General features: G+C 65.3%; 10 protein-coding genes. 5 read left to right on the top strand and 5 right to left on the bottom strand.

The features are described from left to right. From ABD678_RS03020 to ABD678_RS03000, 5 genes are read right to left on the bottom strand one after another with little or no spacing between them, the layout of a single operon-like run. Positions 1-1,293, bottom strand: coding sequence for an alanine racemase (locus ABD678_RS03020; RefSeq protein WP_344753571.1), 1,293 nt, complete (start codon positions 1,291-1,293; stop codon positions 1-3). A gap of 33 nt (positions 1,294-1,326) precedes the next feature. Further along, entirely contained in the window at positions 1,327-2,613 is a 1,287-nt protein-coding gene (eno, locus tag ABD678_RS03015) for a phosphopyruvate hydratase (RefSeq protein ID WP_344753569.1), read from the bottom strand. Then, a complete protein-coding gene (locus tag ABD678_RS03010) occupies positions 2,591-3,604 on the bottom strand; it encodes a phosphotransferase family protein (protein WP_344753567.1) in 1,014 nt (337 codons plus the stop codon). Before ABD678_RS03010 ends, eno begins: the two co-directional genes overlap by 23 nt. After that, positions 3,585-4,427 carry a fumarylacetoacetate hydrolase family protein gene (locus ABD678_RS03005; RefSeq protein ID WP_344753565.1) on the bottom strand — a complete coding sequence of 281 codons (843 nt, stop codon included), beginning with the start codon at positions 4,425-4,427 and terminating at the stop codon, positions 3,585-3,587. The genes ABD678_RS03010 and ABD678_RS03005 overlap by 20 nt, the downstream gene beginning before the upstream one ends. 29 nt (positions 4,428-4,456) lie before the next feature. Next, positions 4,457-5,188, bottom strand: a complete 732-nt coding sequence (locus ABD678_RS03000) for an SDR family NAD(P)-dependent oxidoreductase (RefSeq protein WP_344753563.1) — start codon at positions 5,186-5,188, stop codon at positions 4,457-4,459. A 262-nt stretch (positions 5,189-5,450) separates the two neighbouring features. Here ABD678_RS03000 and ABD678_RS02995 point away from each other — a divergent pair, with 262 nt between their 5' ends. The 5 genes from ABD678_RS02995 (at position 5,451) to ABD678_RS02975 (ending at position 13,465) form a co-directional block, all read left to right on the top strand. Further along, positions 5,451-9,173 carry an Ig-like domain repeat protein gene (locus ABD678_RS02995; protein ID WP_344753561.1) on the top strand — a complete coding sequence of 1,241 codons (3,723 nt, stop codon included), beginning with the start codon at positions 5,451-5,453 and terminating at the stop codon, positions 9,171-9,173. 72 nt (positions 9,174-9,245) lie between these two features. Continuing rightward, positions 9,246-10,301, top strand: coding sequence for a Gfo/Idh/MocA family protein (locus tag ABD678_RS02990; RefSeq protein WP_344753559.1), 1,056 nt, complete (start codon positions 9,246-9,248; stop codon positions 10,299-10,301). Beyond that, the gene (locus ABD678_RS02985; RefSeq protein ID WP_344753557.1) at positions 10,298-11,116 is read left to right on the top strand and encodes a hypothetical protein; all 819 of its coding nucleotides are present in this window, start codon (positions 10,298-10,300) and stop codon (positions 11,114-11,116) included. The genes ABD678_RS02990 and ABD678_RS02985 overlap by 4 nt, the downstream gene beginning before the upstream one ends. Before the next feature lie 239 nt (positions 11,117-11,355). Next, the gene (locus ABD678_RS02980) at positions 11,356-12,372 is read left to right on the top strand and encodes an NAD-dependent epimerase/dehydratase family protein (protein ID WP_344753555.1); all 1,017 of its coding nucleotides are present in this window, start codon (positions 11,356-11,358) and stop codon (positions 12,370-12,372) included. Between the two features lies 1 nt (position 12,373). Further along, on the top strand, positions 12,374-13,465 hold the full coding sequence (locus ABD678_RS02975; protein ID WP_344753553.1) for a dihydrodipicolinate synthase family protein: 1,092 nt from the start codon (positions 12,374-12,376) through the stop codon (positions 13,463-13,465). Positions 13,466-13,565 lie beyond the last annotated feature (100 nt).

Here is a 13,565-nt window from a genome sequence, read left to right as displayed (position 1 = left end):
CTAGAAGTAGGTCCGGACGAGATCGACCACCAGGTCGTCGGCATCGCTCGCGATCATCGGGATGAGACGCCATTTGTCGAACGTCGTGCACGGGTGCGATATCCCGAGTGTCACGACCGATCCTGGGTCCAGTGGTACGCCCCCGGGCGTCCGCAGGAAGCCGTGCTGGTCGTTCATCGCGCTGATCGACGAGCCGTTCAGCGGGGTGGGCTCTGCTCCGAGATCCCTCGCGATCGAGAGCGGCTCCGGCAGGCCTTCGTCGTAGGGCAGGTCGCGCTTGCCTGCGTCGAGAAGGGCCAGGGAGGGTTCCGGATGAGAGACGATCCGCGAGTATGCGCGCATCGCCGGGCGAAGGCTGTTCTCCGCGGCCAGGGCGGCATCCCGTGACCTGTCGAGTGGTGAGATCCCGCGATAGAAGCCGTCATCGTGAGTCACATAGGCACCGGCACGAAGCACATATCTGGTGCGGGGCACTGCCTGCCGAACCGGGTCGAACACCTCGGCGACGAGGTCGAAGAACGCGCTGCCCCCTGCGGTCAGTATCACCTCTCCGTCGTCATAGAGGTCCTGCAGAGACACGTGGAGTTCGAGCATCGAGGAGAGGTAGTCGCGGACCGCGCGCAGCGACGCCTCCGAACGGTCGTGGGCCAGTGCCCCCTCGTACCCGGAGACGCCGGCGAGCCTGAGCACCGACGACCCGTGAAGTCTTTCGGCGACGGCTCGGGCCTCCCCGATACTGCGAGCACCGGATCGCCCCCCGGGCGCACCGAGCTCCACGCAGATGTCGATCGGTCGTGCCAACGTCGCGCCCGCCAGTGCCTGCTCCATCGCTTCGATGGTCGCGATCGAGTCCGCCCAGCAGCTGAATCGAAACCCCGGGTCGTGGAGTTGCTCGGCAAGATAACGCAGGCCACGAGGGTCGGTCGCCGAATTCGCGAGCAGCAACGACTCGAACCCGAAGTCGCGTGCGGTCCGGATCTGACCGACGGTGGCCAGGGTGATGCCCCAGGCGCCGGCATCCAGTTGCCTCTGCCAGAGGGCGGGAGCCATCGTCGTCTTGCCATGGGGCGCCAGCGAGAACCCCTTCGCGCTGCACCAGTCGGCCATGACGGAGATGTTATGTCTCACAGCGCTGTCCTCGAGCGCGATGACCGGTGTCCAGAACTCCGCAAGCCGGGGGCCGGATGCCAGGAATTCGCGCACCGTCAACCCGGCTGCTCGCGCCGGCAGGCCCTTGTCGACCCCGGAAAGCAGATACTCCGCCTGCTCGACGAGCCAATCCCGTTTCGCCATAGTGGCACCAGTCCTCTTCGAGACGTCCATCGCTCAGCCGAACTCCCCGGTCGCAAACCGGGCACGCCCGCCCAGCTCCTGTTCGATGCGGAGGAGCCGATTCCATTTTGCCGTGCGCTCGGAACGCATCGTCGAGCCCACCTTGATCTGGCCGGTGCGCCAGCCCACGGCCAGGTCGGCCAGCCAGCTGTCCTCCGTCTCCCCCGACCGGGCGGAGAGCACGGTCGCGTATCGCGCCGCTGCGGCGATCCGTACCACCTCACGAGCCTCGGTGAGCGTGCCGATCTGGTTGGGCTTCACCAGCACGGCGTTCGCGGTTCCGGAATCGACGCCCCGCTGCAACCGAGCGGGATTGGTCGTGAACAGATCGTCACCGAGCAGCTGCACATGGCCGAGGACCCCGGTCGCCCGCGCCCAGCCCGACCAATCGTCTTCGCTCAGCACGTCTTCGAGCGACACGATGGGGAAGTCCCGGGACCACCCCGCGAGTTCGTCCACGAGCTCATCGGCGGTGAGCGTCCTCTCATCTGCTGCCAGGTGGTAGTGGACCCCATCGAAGAACTGGCTGGCGGCGACATCGATGGCGATGGATGCGTCGACGCCCGGCTCGACTCCCGCTCGCAGCATCCCGTCGACGAGCAGGGAGAGTGCAGCCCGATTACTGGTGAGGGCGGGGCCGAGACCTCCTTCGTCGGCGACCAGGGCCGACATGAGCCCACGTTCACCGGCGACCTCGGCGGTCCCGGCCCGCACCCGCCAACAGAGCTCCAGCGCCTCGGCGAAGGAGGTCGCCCCGATCGGGACGACGAGGACATCCTGGATATCGATCGCCCGCCCGGCGTGGGCACCGCCTGAGATGACGTTGATCATGGGCATGGGCAGGAGGACATCCTCGCCGGCACCGGCACCGGCGACCGCGCGGTAGAGCGGGAGGCCCTGTGCCTGCGCCGAAGCGATGGCTGCGGCGATCGAGACCGAGAGCACGGCATTCGCCCCGACGCGAGCCAGGTCGGCACTCCCGTCCGTTTCCCGCAGGAGTCGGTCGACCTCCGCCTGATCGGCCGCATCGGTCCCCTGGACCGCCTCGGCCAGGACGGTCACGACGTTGTTCACGGCGTTGCGAACACCCCGCCCGCCGTACCGTCGGCCACCGTCGCGCAACTCGACCGCCTCGTGCGCCCCGGTGGATGCTCCGGAAGGCACCACCGCCTGGCCACGGTGGCCATCGGCGAGCACCACCTCGCAGGCAACGGTGGGAGTACCCCGCGAGTCCAGTGCCTCCCAGGCGATGATCCGGTCAATAGCCGTACTGTTGCGCACTGTTCTCCCACAAGGTCTCGATGGCGGAATCCGAACGAGTCAAGGTGTCGATCGCGAGTGAACGGACACGATCCTGCCCTTCGGGCCCGAGGTATTCCACCGGCGATTTGCCGTCGACCCTGGCGAGCAGGAGACACGCCGTATGCAGCGCGAGCTCCCTGTCGTCGAGATGCAGCGTCGGCGAGAGTGCGTGCCGGTAGCTGCCGAGGAAGGCCTCGGCGCACCGATGGTATGCCGTCGCGCGCTCCGGGCGATGGATCGACTTGAGCAGGAGATGCGAACTGAGGAATGCCACATCGAAGACCGGATGCCCGTAGTGCGCGACCTCCCAATCCAGCACCCAGGCGGCATCCCCGTCGGTCAGCACGTTCTTCGGCGAAAAGTCTCCGTGGACGAGGCAGCGCCCCGGAGCGAGCAGCGAATCGGCGAGCTCGCCGATCGCGGCGCTCACCTCAGGGTTGCAACCAGCGCTCCAGAGGTAATACGGAGAGATTCGCAGCTCGCGGAAATGATCCTGGTCGAATCGACTCGACAATTCCGGTCGTCCCGCGGTCGCGGAGTGCCAGCGGGCCAGCGCCTCACCCAGGCGGACGGCGACGGCCTCACTGGCCCTCCCCGCGAGAAGCTCCGTCTTCCAGTTCTTCCAGTCCCGAGGGGCACGGGCAATCGTCAGGATCAGATTCTCCCGATCGACGTCGATGACGGGGGGAATATCATCCGGGGTGAGTTCGCCCACCAGGACCAGGGCATCCGCCTCCGCGAGAATCCGCGACGGGTCGGCGAGCCACTCCTCCTGCACCCGAAGGCGCTCCAGCGCCTGCTTCACGACGACATCGACACTCTCGCCGCTGACCGTGAGGACCTCGTTCGAGACCCCCCCGGACATTCGCTCCGCTCGAGCGGGTTCGTCGGCACGAAGAACTCCGCGTTCGCGCAGGTAACCCAGCACGTTGTCAGGGTCGAGCACGATCTCACGCGACGGACGCGACACAGCGATGCTCCATGGTCAGATCGGCGACTCGGGTGACGACCGTGTCTCCCGGCTTCAGGAATGCGGGTGGGCGTTGCCCCATCCCCACCCCAGACGGCGTTCCGGTCAGGATGACGTCCCCCGGGAGCAGGGGGAGCACTCCGGAGAGGTAGACGATGAGCTCCGGCACGTCGAAGATGAGATCGGCGGTGCTGCTCGACTGCCTCTCGACCCCGTTCACGGAACACGAGACGCTGATGTCGTCCGGGTCGGACAGCTCGTCCGGTGTGATCAGCAGTGGCCCCATCGGGGTGAAACCGGGGAACGACTTGCCCAGGCTGAACTGCGGGGTGCCTGCCGGGCGCATCTGCACGTCGCGCGCCGAGACATCCTGAGCCGCCGTGATCCCGGCGACATGGCTCCAGGCATCATCGCGCGCAACCCGATGGGCGCGGCGGCCGATGACGACGGCGAGTTCGACCTCCCAGTCGACCTGGTCCGTCGGCAGCGCGAGCTCGCCGCGCGGGCCGGTGAGCGAACTGGGGAACTTCGTGAACACGAGCGGCACGTCCGGGCGGGGGAGCCCTGACTCGATCTGGTGCGCCTGGTAGTTCAACCCGATCCCGAACACCTGCCGCGGACGCGGCGATGGAGCCTGAAGCTCGGCTATCGAGAATGCGCGGCCAGGGACATCGACGGAACGTCCGGCCCACTCGGTGAACGCGTCCCAGTTCTCGTAGAGTTCATCCGCGTCAGTGAACCTGCCGCCAGACGCCTCCGCGATGTCGATCGCGAGTCCGTTCCGCACGAGCTGCGGCCTGTCGTCGATGAATCCGATTCTCAATCTTGTCTCCGGTCGTGGGTGGGCGGTGGTCAGCCGGCGAGGATGCCGCCGTCGATGACGAGTTCGGCGCCGGTCATGAAGGCGGCATCGTCGCTGGCCAGGTAGAGCGCCGCTTTGGCCACTTCCCAGGGCTCGGCGAGACGTCCCATGGGCTGGCGGGCCACCAGTTGCGACCGCATGGCGGCGGGGTCGTCTGCACCATCGAGCAGGCGACCCACCCAGGGCGAGTCGACGGTGCCCGGGCACACGCAATTGCAACGGATGCCGGCTCCCGCCCACTGTACGGCGACCTGTTTGGTGAGGGCGATGACGGCGGCCTTGCTCGCGCAGTAGGCGGCCCGGTCGGGCAGCCCGATCATTCCGGCGACGGATGCGGTGTTGACGATCACGCCAGACCTGCGTTCGAGCATTCCCGGGAGCGCATACTTCGTGCAGAGGAAGGTGCCGCGCACATTGACGGCGAACACCCGATCCCACTCCTCGACGGAGGAGTCGAGAACACTCGTCGTCGAGCCGATGCCGGCGTTGTTGCACAGGATGTCGATGCCGCCGAGTTCCTCCTCCGCGACGGCGAACACCGCGCGAACATCGTTCTCGTTGCTGATGTCGGCCTTCACCGCGACAGCCCCTGACGGGATTCCCCCCGTATCGAGGTCGACGGCGACGACACGTCCGCCTTCGGCCAGGAACATGCTCGCCAGTTCCTTGCCGATGCCCGACCCGGCTCCCGTCACCAGAATGCGACGGCTGGAAAATCTCACGGCTAATCCCCAATCCTTTCAGTTGATGCACACGACCGATATCGGTCGGCGGCTGGTGTGCCACCGGCTTCCGCAGGCGATTTCCGAGGCGTTCCCCGGGTTCGTTCGGCCGTCAAGGGGACCGTGCTATTGACAGCATCCGCTTGCTGATCGTACTCTAACCGGAATACTACGGTCTAGGCCGAAATTCGTTGCACTGAAGCATTCGGACGGCCAGCGGTGAGTTCAGCAACCTCGTGAGAAGCACGAAAGGATCCCGATCATGGCACCATCAGCTGGCCGACGGAACACATTCAGCAGAGGGGCGGCGGCCACGATGGCCCTCCTCCTCGGCGTGACCATCATGCAGGCCGCCCCCGCAATGGCAGGCACAGCCGCCTCGAGCCTGACGCCCATGGCGGTCTCCGAGGCCACGGTCTCAGCACCATCGGTCCAGAATCCCGGGTTCGAGGAAGCACTGGTCGGGGGGAAGATCCCCGGATGGAGGTACTGGTCCAGCGGGGTGCAGACCGGACTCTCACTCTCCGGGACGACCGTCTTCGCGGGCGATAACAGCCTGAAGATCGTGGCGACGGGAAACCTCGGCGCCGAAAGCGCCCTGCTGCCGGTGACCGCGGGGCAGACCTACGAAGCGGGAGTGCGACTGAACCTGGAAGCCGTCACGGGAACCCCGGCCCTCTGGATTCGCTGGTACGGCGCCAACGGCGCCCCGCTCAATAAGCAGGCGACCTACTCCGTGACCTCTTCCCCGCTGAACAGGTGGCTGGACATCCGGGCTTCGGGCGTCGCACCCGAGGGAGCGACCCAGGCGACGATCTTCATCTATGCCAACTCGGTCACGACGATGACCGCCTACGTCGACGACGTCCGCTTCACTCAGGTCACCGACGTCAACCTGCTTCCCGGCAACACCAGCTTCGAGCAGACCAACGGCACATCCACGATCCTCTCCTGGAGGAGGTACCCGTCGGAGTCGCTTCCTGCGACCACCTCGGTGACGGTGAGCAAGGACCAGCAGCACACCGGAACAAACAGCGTGCTGATCACCGACAACGACCCGAACCTCGTCGTCGGCCTGCTCAGCGGCGCCGTGCTCGTCGAGCCGAATCGCAGCTACCTGGCCGGTGCCAGCGTGTATCTGGCAAGCACCGGAACCCCGGCTCACAACGGAAGCCTCGCCGTTTACCAGAAGTTCTACAACGCGGCCAACGTTGAGGTCGGCCAGGCTGCTCAGACCGTGAGCGGGCCGGCAGACGAATGGGTGAACATGAAAGTGGAGGGCACGGCACCCGCCACCGCCAGTTATGTTCGGATCCTGCTCTACTCATCGACCGTGAACATCGGCTCGGCCTATGTGGACGACATCTCCCTCGTGGATGCCGGTCTTCTCGAACTGCCGTATAACTTCGGAGCACCGGTGGACCTGGGAGAGGCGGCGCTCTCGACGAAGACCCTCGGCGGGGCGATCGGCAACGGTGAGGTGTACTTCGCGACAAATGGGTCCCCCGGAACGTTTTATGCACTGGATGCAGCGACCGGTGCGATCAACTTCCAGGAGAAGGTCCCGGGAATCACCGAGACCTGGGCAGTCACGGTCAGCTCGGACGGAAATGCCTATTTCTCCAGCACGAATAGCGGCAATCTCTGGCAATACGACCCCAGCCAGAAGAAGTTGACCATGGTAGGGAACAACCCGGCCGATCACTTCGTCTGGGACCTGGACGCCAGCTCGAACGGGCTGATCTACGGGGGCACCTCCTCGTTCTCCGATGATGGCAAGATGTTCAGCTACAACACCGTTGCCGGTCAACCCTGCGAACTCGGCACCGCCGTTGGTCAGTTCTGCAACCTCGGCTCGATCTTCGCCGGCGAAAACTACGTCCACGGCGTTGCGGTCACTGACCAGTACCTCTATGCGGGAATCGGCGCCTTCAAGCATCTGGTCCGCATCGACCGGGAGACCGGCGACAAGATCGAGGTGCCACTTCCCGTCACCGGCGAAGCAGGCTTCATCCACAACATCTGGGTCTACGACGACCTGCTCTATGTGCGAGACGGGACGGGGCTCATCGTCATGGACGAGGCGACCTTCGCGGTGAAGCTGCATACACGGTTCACCGACACCAACACCTTCGACGGCATCATCTCACCGCCGTCACCGCAGAATTCGAACATTCTCTACTTCCGCAACAAGAACACGAGCACCCTGTGGACGTACAACGTCGACAGCAATTCCCTGCAGGCGGTGACCCCGGAGGTCAAGCTCCCGGCGATCTCGGCCAAGGCTATGAACTGGGTGGACGTGGACGGGCACCAGGTACTGGGAATGCTCTTCGAGAACGGCAAGTACCTGAGCTATGACCCGCAAACTGGAACGGCGGATGACCACTCTGTGGCCTTGGCCCGGTCGGGCGTCACGCTCAACAGCATCGCCGAAGGCCCCGACGGCAAGCTGTATCTGGGCGGTTACATCGACGGCATGAGCGTCTTCGATGAGGAAACCCAGAGCTACGAGACCCGGGTCTCCTCGCCGACCTCGCCCGGCCAGGTTGAAAATACCGGATTCCTCAACGGCAAGACGTATTTCGGAACTTATCCCGAAGCCCGGATCTACCGTTATGACGCGACGGAGCCGTATAACTACAGCGAGACGCCGACGGGTAACCCCGGGTTGGTGTATACGGTCCCCTCTCTGCAAGACAGGCCTTTCGCCTTCGCCTCCGGCGACAACAAGCTGTTCATCGGAACCGTGCCTGCCTACTCCTATGAGGGCGGAAGTCTGACTATCTATGACGACGTGGCGAAAACCTGGACGTCGACTCGAAACGTCGTGCAGAACCAGAGCGTCGTTTCGCTGGCCTACAAGAACGGCACCCTCTTCGGCGGAACCTCGATCACCGGTGGTCTGGGCGTCGACGACTCGACGACGACGGCCCATCTGTTCGAGTGGGACGTGGCCAGTGGCACCAAGACCGACGAGTTCATCCCTGCCATTCCGGGGATGTCGTCTCCGGAACTGCTCGGTGGCCTCTCCTTCGGCCCCGATGGGCTGCTGTGGGGGGCGGCCTACGGGCAGCTGGCCGAAGGCGGTACCGGCTTCGCAATCTACGCGATGGATGCCGACACTCACGAGATCGTGAAGAGCCAACTGATGTACTACGGTTCGGCGCGAGGCAACCAGTGGCGGGAGTTCTACCTCATCTGGGGCGCAGACGGGATGCTGTACACCAGCATTGCGCGATACATCACCGTGGTCGACCCGGACACCCTGGCCCACCGCAAGCTCGCCGACACGACGACCCACCCCATGGCGCTCGGTAAGGACGGAAGCATCTACTACGGCAGCGGATCGCATCTGATGAAGCTTCCCGTGCCGATCACCGAGGCAACCATCTCGATGAGCGACACGTCGGTCGAGGCCGGCGACACGGCATCGATCACGAGCTCCGGGGTGCTGGCGAACGGCCTGCCCGCCATCATGGCGGGGGCCACGTTCTCGTACACGAGCAGCGACCCGGCGGTGCTCACCGTCGACGATGGCGGTGTGGTGCATGCCCTCGCGAGAGGGACTGCGCAGGTATATGCCGACGTCAGCCTCGGCGGTACGACGGTCCGGACCAACACGCTCGAGTTCACCGTGACGAAGGCAGTGGTCCCCACGTCCTCCGCCATCGAGCTGTCCCCCTCGGGGGCGGCGCGCTTCGGCACGGACGTCACCATCACGGCGACCGTGACGCCGGCCACGGCCGTCGGGTCGTTCGAGATCTTCGACGGTACGACATCGCTCGGCCATGGCACGGTCTCGGATGGAACCTTCGTCCTGACCACCGACGCGCTGATGATGGGCAGGCACTCGCTATCCGCCGTGTTCACCCCGACTGAGGCGCTCGACTTCACGGCATCCACCACGGAGACCGTCAAGTACGTCATCAACATGGAAGGGAACCGAGGCGAGCCGGAGGCGCTGCCCCCGCTATGGTTCTGACCGGACGCGGAGGGCTCGCGTTGAGTCGCCGCTGGACAGTGAGCATCGCGCAGTCGACGGGACCGAGTGAACATGGATGAGTCAACGGAGGCCGAGCCGATCGGCGTGGGAATCATCGGTGCAGGCCCAGTGACACAGGCGATTCACCTGCCGACACTCAGCCGGCTCGGGGATACCTTCCGGGTCCGACACATCATGGACACCGATCCCGGCGTGGCGAAGTCGGTGGCGGGACGAGCGGGAGCATCGTGGTCGACAACTGCCCACGATCTCCTGCTCGACCCCGCCGTCGACGTCGTCGCCGTCTGCAGCCCTCAACAGTTTCACGCCGAGCAGGTCATCGCGGCGTGTCAGGCGGGGAAACGCGCGGTCCTCTGCGAGAAACCATTCGCCACGAGCGCAGAGGAGGCGCAACAGATCGCCAACATCGCCGCCGAGATGGGCACCCCCATCATCGTCGGGGCGATGCACACCTTCGACCCGGCCTGGCTGGCGATTCAAGACTCATGGGCAGACTTCCCTGCACGCGTGCACACAGTCCGTTCCTCCATTCTTCTGCCGCCCAATTCGACGTTCGAAGATGTTTCGACCGAAGTCGTCGGCCGACCGGCGCTTAACCGCCCCGGCCCCGGAAACGACGCGGATCGAATCGCCGACGGAATCATGGGACTCGCCATCCACGACCTGCCCCTCGTGCGGCGGTTCCTCCCGACCCACCGCGATGTCGACGTCCACTTCGCGAAGTCGGTTGCCCCATCCGGCTATCAGGTTGTCATGGACGCATCCGGAAGGACCATCGAACTCCATGCGATGATGTCAGCGAATTGGCAGCCGTCGTGGGTGCTCGAGGCGATCGCGGACGATCAAGCCCTGCACATCGAATTCACACCGTCCTACGTCCACGCCGGCTCGGCGCGGGTCGAACTGAGGTCCTCCCAGCGGACCGTCGTGCTCGGGCCGTTCTCCCACAATGGTTACGAGGGAGAGTGGCGGCACCTCGCCGAGGTGGTGCGCGGTTCCTCACCCCGTCAACCGATCGATTCCCTCGTCGACGACCTGGAGTTCGCCCTGTCGATCGCGAATCAGGCGGCGACGTGCGTTCGGCAGTCCGCCGGGGCGCTCGGATGAGCGCGCTGACAGTGCGCGCGGAGCCGGGGTCGATATCCCCGGGTCGAATCCCCGAGACGCTCGCCACGCTGCCGGAGTCGCTACGGCTCACCGATGACCATGCGGATATCATCGCGGTCCTCGGTGATGCCGGCTGGTCTCACCGCGCACTCTCGGGCATCCGATCGGGGGCTCGCGGCGTGATGGTCGTGAACCCGTGCATCGAGGAGGTTCGCGAACTGAGGACGGAAGCCAACGCCGCCTCCGTGCCGGTTGTCCTCGACACCTCGTGGGTGCATAATCCGGCGGTAGCGGCTGTGTCGGAGCAACTGCGGCGGATTGCGAACACCGGAGCGCTGGTCGAGTCGACGGTGACGCTCGACGCCGAAATGACCGACGAGACGGCGATACTCGCGCAGCTGGTGCTTATTCGGGCAACCGTGGGCGCCGTCCGCCGGGTCGACTTCTGGGAGTCGGACGAGCACGGTTACCGCGCCTTCGGACACCTCGAATCGGCAACCGACATCGCCGTCTCGGCCATCAGGACGAACGCATACCCTCCGTCGGCACGATTGCGTGTCGTCGGTCGGGACGAACTGGCTGAGCTGAGCGTTCCCGCGCCGTCCACCGCAACGTCGGCACTCGCCGTCTCAGCGAACACCGAGGAACAGGCCGTTCATCCGACCCCATTCGAATCCGCTCACCGTTCCGCTTGGCGGCGCCTCCACTCGGTCACCACGACGGGCGTCCCCGTTGCCGATCTGTCCTCGTTCGCAGAGGACGCCGTCACCGCGCGGAGGATCCTCTCACGATCAGGATCATCCGAGACGTCGTGACCATCGGTGCGGCGGAAGCCCCAGACATGCTCATCGACGTGACCGACGACCACGCCCTTGAAGGCAGCCCGTTTACGATGTCAGCGGCGGCGCGTCTCACCGATCGAGGCGGGCATCGGCGGCGAGCCGGAACATGACTGGCGATGGGCGAGATCAGCCGCTAGGATTCCAATTAAGGCCTAGACCGTAAAGGTGCAGGTTCGAGCTATCAGAGGTTGCAACCATTAAAAGGAGTACGAGTGCGCACAGTGGACGAACTCGAGGATCGACTCTCCCGCCCGAGGCCCCAGCTCGTCACAGATCTACGCGGGCTGTCCGGCGACATCATCGTTCTCGGTGCTGGCGGAAAGCTCGGCCCGAGCCTGGTTCGTCTCGCCGTACGCGCCATCGATGAGGCGGGTACCGGTGCCGAAGTCATCGCGGTCTCGCGCTTTGCCGAACCGGATGCGCGTCGCGCCATGGAGACGACAGGTGCGCGCGTGGTCGTCGGAGATGTCTCGGACGAGCTCTCCCTGAGCTCCCTGCCCGACGCTGCCAACGTCGTGTATCTGGTGGGCGCCAAGTTCGGAAGCTACGGCCAGGAGGCGAGGACATGGGCGACCAACGCCTACCTGCCCGGTCGCATCGCCGAGCGTTACGCCGGATCGCGCATCGCCGCGCTCTCGACCGGCAACGTGTATCCGCTCGTACCCGTGGACGGAGGAGGAGCGACCGAGGAGGACGAGCTCGGTCCGGTCGGCGAGTATGCGATGTCCTGCCTCGGCCGAGAGCGGGTTCTCACGCACTTCGCCACGGCATCCGGAACGCCGACCTCGATCATCCGCCTCAACTATGCGGTCGAGATGCGCTACGGGGTTCTCGTCGATCTCGCGCGGGACATCCTCGCGGGGAATCCCATCGACGTGACCACCGGATTCGCCAACGTCGTCTGGCAGGGCTATGCCAACGAAGTGATCCTGCGCTCTCTCGCGCACGCCGCCGTTCCCCCTTTCGTGCTGAACCTGGCCGGTCCGGAGACGATTTCCATTCGTGACGTCGCCGAGCGGCTGGCCGCGCGACTCGGTAGAACAGTTCAGTTCACCGGCACCGAGGCCTCGACGGCGCTCCTCTCCAACGCAGCCAAGTGCCACGAGCTGTTCGGGATCCCCGAACTGACCATCGAGGAGCTCATCGAGCTCACCGCGACCTGGGTCGGCGACGGCGGACCTCTCCTCGACAAGCCGACGAAGTTCCAGCAAAGAGATGGAAGGTTCTGAGATGTCGATCGCCGAGAAGACATCGACCGCAGTCGCGGTGACGGAGGGGACGCCGCTCGACCGCTTCGTGCGCGGAGGAGTGATTCCCGCCCATCCGCTGGCTCTCACCGAGGACCGCAAACTCGACGAACGCCGTCAGCGAGCGCTCAGTCGTTACTACATCGAGGCCGGCTCACTCGGCTTGGCCGTGGCCGTGCACACGACGCAATTCTCCATTCACGACGAGCATCATGAGCTCTTCGAACCCGTGCTCTCGCTCGCAGCCGCGACGGCGGGCGAGTATCCCGATCGGCGGCCACTCCTCGTCGCCGGAGTGACGGGGCCGACGCAGCAGGCCGTCGCCGAGGCGGAGATCGCGAGATCGCTGGGCTACGATCTCGTTCTGCTGGCACCCTACGGCACCAACGACCTCGAGGAGCGCGATCTCATCGACCGTGCGCGCGCGGTCGGTGAAGTCCTGCCCGTCATCGGCTTCTATCTGCAGAGAGCCGTGGGAGGCCGGTACCTTTCGCGCTCGTTCTGGCAAGCGCTCGCTGAGACACCGAACGTGGTCGGGATCAAGATCGCCCCCTTCGATCGCTACGCGACGCTCGACGTCATCCACGGTGTCGGGCGGTCGGGTCGCTCATCGAGTCTCGCGCTCTACACCGGGAACGACGACCACATCGTCATGGACCTCCTGACCTCGTACCCCACCCAAAGCCAGGACGGCACCCCCCTCCGTCTCGACGTCGTGGGCGGGCTTCTCGGGCAATGGGCGGTCTGGGTACCGGGGGCGGTCGAGACCCTCCGCCTGGTCGGTCGAGCGAAGTCCGGGGACCGGGACGCTCTCGATGCTCTCATCGATCTCAACCCCGCCCTGACCGATGCCAACGGAGTGATCTTCGACGCGGCGAATCGGTTCGTCGGCTGCATCGCCGGCATCCATGAGGTCCTGCGTCGCCAGGGACTGCTCGAAGGGCTCTGGTTCCTCGACGCGCACGAGCGCCTCTCACCTGGTCAGCTGGAGGAGATCGATCGGATCTGGGCGGCCTATCCGGAGCTACGCGATGACGCCTTCATCGAAGAGCATCGTGATCGATGGCTGAGCTAGTCGACCGGCAGGGTCGCCGGCCGGACTAGATGTACTGACCTCGACCGTTGTTGATTCGGTCGATGGGGGTCTTGCCTCCGATGCCGAGATGGTGTCTGTC

Source organism: Leifsonella bigeumensis, assembly GCF_039537265.1.
Taxonomy (GTDB): domain Bacteria; phylum Actinomycetota; class Actinomycetes; order Actinomycetales; family Microbacteriaceae; genus Terrimesophilobacter; species Terrimesophilobacter bigeumensis.
The sequence above is the reverse complement of the archived record's forward strand: the minus strand, read 5'-3'. Positions and strand labels throughout refer to the sequence as shown.